Below are 7199 nucleotides of genomic sequence, written 5' to 3'. Positions count from 1 at the left end.
CTTAAGAACAGTGTGTCACTGGATTGTGAACAAGCTATACCTCTGGAGGTTTTATGATTAAGAATAAATCTAATAGTCAATTTTCTGCAGTAGTGGATGACGTAAAGGCTGCGCCTTTTTCAGACCTTCAAGAGCGACTCGATGCGATTCAGGACAATGGCATGACAGCGCTGGCAATTAGAAATATTCTATTCCATAAAATGCTGGATTTACACGCAGTCCCAAATGATCACTTTTTGCGAAGCGAAGAAACACCTTGTGGTTTAGATGACCCACAAAAACTGGTTGAAAGGCTAAATGAACTTGGCTTCGTGCGTAATAAGCTGTCGTCACAACTACACTAATATGATTTAGGGAGCCTACTCTCCCACATAGGCTGACAATGCCCGTCGTCAGCCTATTTTCCCCTTTCGCTCAATAAAAGAAACTAATTTATGACTGAAACACGAAATACCAATCTTGTTTCTCATAAAAACGCTGAGCTGGATAACTTAATCATTCCCCCTGCGGTGATTTAAGTGGTGGGTCATTTTTCTTTTTCGGTAACAACGTTTTCCAAGCTTGCTTGAACGGCTTCAAATAAATAGCGGAGAGTGAATCATGCCCAGCATCATATTGTCCGACTCCAATGGTAATGCTACCCGCACTCGAGGCCTTAATAAGCGAGCCATACATACGGTCCCAAATGGCTAGTGCCGAGCCTAAATTGGTATCAAAATGGATTGGATTATCACTGTGATGCACTTGATGTTGTGCAGGACTAATAAACCAATTTTCTAGCCTATCACCCCAACTCAGCCATATATGTGAATGCCTTAAATTGGCCCCAAAGATATTAAATAAAAAGACAAACGCATTCGCACCAAGAATATCGTACATACTCAAGCTGCTGCCAAATACGTAATACCCTATTCCAACTACAATTCCTTGAGTTAATGCCATACGACAGGCGTACAGGTAGCTTTCAACGGGATGTGAGCGATAAATGGTAAAAGGGGTTAGGACTTTTGCAGAATGGTGCACCTTGTGAAACTCCCAAAAGAATGGGATTTTATGTAGCATCAGGTGCAGCAAGAACCGAGTGAGGTCATCGACTATAAACAAAAATAACGTAAATAGTCCAATCACCACCCATTCTGGCGCTTCAATATGTAACGCTGGACCAAAAAGCGCTTCGAGCCCACCTGATAACCCCAACGCCACCGGTACCATAGTCAACACGATAGGCGTGAACGTCGCCGCCTTTATCAATCGATTTGTGACCAATAAACAGTAATCGAGCTTGGCGCTTTTGCACCACCACACTTGCTTGGGAAACAGAAACTTTAAAAAACCTTTACCAGAGCGCGCTTTTTCTGTGGCGATATAAACAGGAACAGCCATCAAAACGGCACTAAACAAGTATGGCAAATACACTCTTTTATTGGCATCGAACAAGTAGCCTGGGAGTTCAGTAATGCTTTGCCATAATTGCTCTAACATAGTCATTTCCATCAAAAAGAAATAATGAGTTCATATATTTTGGGAATAGCTCCATAGGTCTAGCGACAAACCGCCATGAAGCTGCGGCTCTTATTTAAGAGCCGCATAGACAATCAATTAAAACTGGTATTTATAACCTAAACTAAATTGTCTTGGTTTGCCTGGGCGCGCGCCATACGGGCGGCGACTGACAATTTCTGCTTCATCGAACAAGTTATCGATTTTAGCATAGATTTGACCATACTGGCCTAGCTCGTAACTCGCAGACACATCAACGATGGTTGTGCTAGGCACCTTTGCGCCTTCAAGTACAAGCTCAAAGTCTTCAGTGCTTCTGCCAGCAGCTTCGCTCATCTCACTGATGTATTTGATGGCTACGTTAACTTTCCAGTCACTTGCTGCAAGGCCAATATTAAAAGTGGCTTGATGAGATGGTAAATACGGAAGCTCATCACCATTTTTAATATAACCCCATTGTGCAAACGTTGTCGCACGCTCATTCTGGAATTCACCTTTCGTATAGGTGTAGGTGAGACTATAAGGGATATCCAGTTGAAGGTTCAAAGGGTAACGTTGTGCAAACTGCATTTCGAGACCGTAAACATCCACCTCACCGCCACTGAACTGCTGGTCTTGTTGGTCATTAACACCACAGTTAGACTGACCACAGCTTTCGTTCAGATTCTCATAATCGTTGAAAAAGCTCACAATCTCAAACTGAGTCACACCATCATTAAAGCGCCCACCAAATTCGTAGTTAACGCTCTTCTCAAGCTCTATATCCGGATCCTGTTGTGGTGAAGAAGGCACAAAACCTTGGTGCACACCAAATAAAAGACCGGCATCATCAGAAAGCTGATAGAAACCACTTAGGCTAGGTAGCCAAATACGGGTGGTTTTATCAATCCAAACATCGGCATCTTTATTATCTTGGTAAGACATGTCCATCAGCTCGCCACGAAGGCCAAGGCCTAGTGTTAAAGCATCCAGTTGTACTTTGTCTTCTAGATATACAGACCAAGCTTTAGTATTTTCAGTATTTAGCGATGTAAACTGCTTTGAGCCTTCTAGCAACACGGGTGAACCAGCTTCCATTGCATACGCTTGCTCAAAATGTTTGCGCTCAATTTCATCTTCATGAAAACGCACGCCAACAGCAATATCATGGGTTAAGTTAAACAGACTAAAGCTCGTATTGGCATCGACTTGAAGACCTTGAGAGAAATACTCGCGATCATTAGTCCCCATATTCAAAAAGATATTTGAACCTGCAACGACCGAGTCCCTTGCCCCTGTGATCACATCGTACTCGTTTGCAAAAGCCTCTGGGTTTGCCATGATTTTTGACAATGATGGTCCATTTTTGCTACCCACACTATTGAGTTTAAGCCAAGCTCGCTCATAGTCATTGCGATAAAGTCTTGTTGTAATGTTAAAGTCTTCACCATCAAGCACATGGGATAACATTACTTGAGTATGCTTAGTGTCCATCTCTGCAGGCTCAGACGCTGCGTATCGACGGTATGGGTTTTCAGCAAAATCTGCATCAGTTAAACCAAGATAGGTTTCATCAGACAACTCATCAGCATAGCTGAGTTTTAGCCCAAAAGTGTGGTTTAATTCACCTTGAGAAAGCTTATAATTGAATTTGGCTAAGATATCGTTCTTTTCAAATCCAGTATCTCCCCCACCATCAAGCTCTTTAAAGCCATCAGCCTGTAAATTAACTGCTTCAAATAAGAAGCCGACATTATTTACCACAGAGCCATAATAACCGTGTGCTTTGGAGTACCCATCACTTCCAGCCGCGACATCAATACCGCCTTCTGTAAATTCTGGCACTTGGCGAGTCACTAAGTTAAGTGCCCCAGCAACGGTTTGCGGACCATGCTTGATAGCCGCAGGCCCTTTAAATACCTCAACCGCAGTCATACGAGTCGGCACTGGAAAGTAATAAGCAGCTGGTGCAGAGTATGGTGAGGGGCCAATCAGCACACCATCTTCCATTATGGTGATTTTTTTGCTTCGCTCAGGTGTTACACCACGAAACCCGATATTTGGTCGCAAGCCATAACCATCTTCTTCACGAATATTAACGCCGGGTACGTTAGAAAGAATACGGTGAATATCATCATACTCGTATTCTGCCAACTGCGCTTCAGACAACAAGGTTGCGGAGCCTGCTTCTTTTCGCAACTTATCGTGGTGGCTGATAATAGAGATATGTTCAATATCTTGATTGTCATCCGCAGCTTGCGCTTGAGGCAATGCAAAAATTACCGCAACAGCTAATAAAGATCTCTTCATATTCATGCGCTTAGTCATTGTCACCTGCCGAAGTTTGTGGAAGTTCTAGGGCGAGCTTTTCGATAAAATCAGTCTTTAAGTCGTCCGTCACTTTTTTAACATCTGTATGCGTTTGCGTTACTTGTTCTGTTGAACCCGCGAGCTCAGCTTTAAGGCTCGCATCCATCGCAAGCAATGTGGCTTCAGCATCTGCAAGCCCTGCAAGCATGCGCTCTTTTACATCACTGCCATCCTCTGCGTCTAAAAAGTCATCAAAGCCCAGTGTATTTTCAGCGTCTTGGCCATTACCGGTAAAAATCTTCCTAAACGCTCTTATATTGGCAAGTAAATTCTCTTTTGAATGCTCAGACAAAGGGGACTCAACAGCTTCAGGACAAGCCTCTAAACCACATGCATTAGGAAAACCTAGGCCTAACGGTGTCGCAATTTTGCCGTCTTTCAGCTCTTCGGTCATATAAAACAGTGCTTTTGATATCTCATTTAGCGCTAAATGAGGCGTATCAAACGGCGACCCAGGCTGTCCCGCGTTAACAAGCTTAGCTGCATAGCCATTTTCTCCGCCCCACTGGGACAGAAGTAAATTACTCTGAGTTTCAATATCTTTTGCGACTTCCGTCGCGAACTCACAACGAGCAATGACCCGCTCCTGAGCTGGGCGACTATTCCATGGTGCCAAAGCATCATTCACTGACGAACAGTTATGGTCAAGATTAGCATTGAATAGAAGGTGCTCAAGGGCCGTTAAGCCTTTGCGGTTTGCGGTGCGCTCAGAAATATTATAAGGATTGCTAGCATTACGATTAATGACACCATCTTCGAAATACACAACATCCAAATCGATATCACATAAAGAACCGGTAGCAGGCCAAACATAAATGTTATTCTTAAGCTCTTTGCTATTGGCGGTAAGTGGACCCATTTGCATTAATTCAACATACTGCCATCCCACCATAGCTGAGCGCCAACTGTCTTGAGCACTTAGCTTTAACGCTGCGGTATTTTCTGCCACCGCTTTTTCAGCACTACAGTAACTGGCAATTGCAACTTGTTGTGTCTTTGCTAGTTCATTAAACTGCTCGATAGTAGGAGTCAGTACATTATCAACCAAGTTACTTACCAAGGCTGCTTCATCAAATTGCGTTGGTAATGGGTTATCCGTTCCTGAGTTATTATTGTCCTTTACTCCTGGGCCTTGACTACTTGAAGTGCTTTCCCCACAACCCGACAACACCAGAGCCACTGCGATAGCTGCAGTACTTAAACGTTTAGATACTCTCATTTGTATTCTCTATTATCTATATACAACAAAAGGTTAGCTGAATAAACGGCTAACCTTTTAACGTTATAAATGAAAATTTAGATTACCAGTTGGCAACATTCTCAGCATCAAAGCCATATGCATTGGCAATAATCTCGCGCGCTTTCAACAAGTCAGCCTTATAATCTGCTACTTTGTCAGCTGCAAGCTCAGGTTTATCACCCATTAAGTTATGGATTTCAGCGAAGTCGGCTTCTTCTACTGGAGAATGCGGGTTAAACTGGAAGTTTAACGCGAACCCTTTCATCTCAGACCAGTGTTTAGCTACTGTATAAAATTGCTCAGCAGTAAAGTTACCTGATGCGATATCGTCTAAATCACCATCATCGTCAGAGATTGTATCATTGATGTAGTGAACCACTGTCGCTGCAATCGACTTTTCCCATGCAAGCAATGCTTGATCACGCAAAGCTTCTAAGCGCGCTTTGTCTTCGTCTGACCACTGCGCAACGTTAGTACCAACATTCATGTTGATAAGTTTACGAGCTTCAATAAATGCCAATTGCGCTTGGGCAGTCAAATCCGTTGGATTCACATTGGATTTAGTACCACGATCACGTTTTGCTGCATTTGTTGAGTTACCGAAGTTAAACTCAGACAGTAGATTGATTTTTCCATCTTTATCTAAATCATGATAACCACTGGCGTAAGCTTCACGTCCACCCTTGCCCGCAATCTCATCATCTGAATAATCTAAATAGTCAATTGCAGCACCAAAGTAGCCATAACCTTCATCAAATTTGTGCTCGAGCTCTGTATAACTCTTACCTTCAGCTAGCGCAGAGTTGTCTGCCGATTTAGCTCCGATAAGTAAGTCGTCAAGGTAATCATCAGCTGCTTGAGAAAGTGATACGGCACCATTTAAATGCTTTTGCATCAGTTGGGCCAAATCCAGGCCTTCCGGTGTGACATATAGCTTGTTTAATGTTACTTCTGTACCATTATGTTCAGCTTTAATCGTTGAACCATTTTCAAACTGTTGAAGCTGAGCTTGTAACAAGTCTAAATAGTGCAGTGCTAGACCTTCTGGTGTTTTAGGCTGTGTACCGAAGTCAGTCCAACCAACCATAACGCCATCTTCTTCCCATGCTTTATGCATATAAGACGTGTCACGGCCTGCAATTTTACCGCTTTCACCCGCCACCTTTTTAAATGAGCCTGAAATTTGCCCCAATGTAGTTTGTGAAGCGTTTGCCGCAACAGCAAAATCTAAAGGTTCATCTAATACAAGTGCTTCTGTAGGCATCAAGAATGATTTTATTTCTGTGATTGCTGCTTCAGCCGTTTTTTGACCAGGTGCATTACCTACAGTCTCATTGCTAAGCTTACCCATTAAACTCTTGATATGAACCATAGCCGCGTGGCGCGCGATTTGGCCAGAGTAAGAAACTGAAGACTCACCTTGAGCATTATTAAAGGCATAACGGTTTACACCCGCTTTGTTTTCTTCAGCAATTTGCTGAACAGCGATTTCGGCTTCAACTTCGGTTTTTTCGCCTTTGCTGTCTGTTGCCGTGATAGTTACCGATACTTTACCAGCGTCAACCTGTTCGAAGTTTAGTGCATTCGCAGCTTTGAGCTTGACGGCACCGTCGACAATTTCAAAACGATTGTCAGAGATGCTTAGTGTCAGTGCACTTACTTCATCGTTATCATCTGCGAAAGTAATGTTTGCAACCGCTGCACCAAGTGTATCTTCAGATACTGATGCACTGTCTACAGTGATCGTAGGTGCAGCATTAGTTTCCGCTGGAGGTGGTGTTGTGTTGTTATCATCGTTATCGTTTGAATTGCTGCTCGAGCCACCACATGCAGTGAGGCCTAAAGTTGCAGCGAGAATAGCAGTCGTTAACAGAGACTTTTTAAGTGCCATTGAATTGTTCCTTTGAGACTAATTATGTTTATATTTTCATAACTAGGTGTAAAGTATACACGCACCTAAATAGCAATCAATATTATTTGCATTGTAAAAATAACAATTTTTTCAAGTTTATTGCTTGGCATTTTACCACCAAGAGGCAGTGGAAAAATTGAGGGAGTAAAAATAATATAGAAAAAACAAAGGCATAAATCCATAACAATGAATTTATGC

At 42.7% G+C, this 7199-nt stretch carries 5 protein-coding genes; 1 reads left to right on the top strand and 4 read right to left on the bottom strand.

Features of this window, described 5'->3' with window-relative positions; genetic code table 11:
* The first annotated feature begins 53 nt into the window (after positions 1-53).
* Positions 54-344 carry a hypothetical protein gene (locus L1D50_RS20000; protein ID WP_128728367.1) on the top strand — a complete coding sequence of 97 codons (291 nt, stop codon included), beginning with the start codon at positions 54-56 and terminating at the stop codon, positions 342-344.
* 151 nt (positions 345-495) lie between these two features.
* On the opposite strand, the gene L1D50_RS19995 is transcribed toward L1D50_RS20000, so the two are convergent.
* The 4 genes from L1D50_RS19995 to L1D50_RS19980 form a co-directional block, all read right to left on the bottom strand.
* The gene (locus L1D50_RS19995; protein WP_128728368.1) at positions 496-1482 is read right to left on the bottom strand and encodes a sterol desaturase family protein; all 987 of its coding nucleotides are present in this window, start codon (positions 1480-1482) and stop codon (positions 496-498) included.
* 117 nt (positions 1483-1599) lie between these two features.
* A complete protein-coding gene (locus L1D50_RS19990) occupies positions 1600-3807 on the bottom strand; it encodes a TonB-dependent receptor (RefSeq protein ID WP_239966668.1) in 2208 nt (735 codons plus the stop codon).
* Positions 3800-5068: an imelysin family protein gene (locus L1D50_RS19985; RefSeq protein WP_239966667.1), complete on the bottom strand. Its 1269-nt coding sequence runs from the start codon at positions 5066-5068 to the stop codon at positions 3800-3802. The genes L1D50_RS19990 and L1D50_RS19985 overlap by 8 nt, the downstream gene beginning before the upstream one ends.
* Positions 5069-5150: 82 nt before the next feature.
* Positions 5151-6980: an Ig-like domain-containing protein gene (locus tag L1D50_RS19980; RefSeq protein ID WP_138522782.1), complete on the bottom strand. Its 1830-nt coding sequence runs from the start codon at positions 6978-6980 to the stop codon at positions 5151-5153.
* Positions 6981-7199 lie beyond the last annotated feature (219 nt).

The organism is Pseudoalteromonas sp. Isolate6, from assembly GCF_022398435.1.
In the GTDB taxonomy this organism is placed as follows: Bacteria; Pseudomonadota; Gammaproteobacteria; order Enterobacterales; family Alteromonadaceae; genus Pseudoalteromonas; species Pseudoalteromonas galatheae.
The sequence above is the reverse complement of the archived record's forward strand: the minus strand, read 5'-3'. Positions and strand labels throughout refer to the sequence as shown.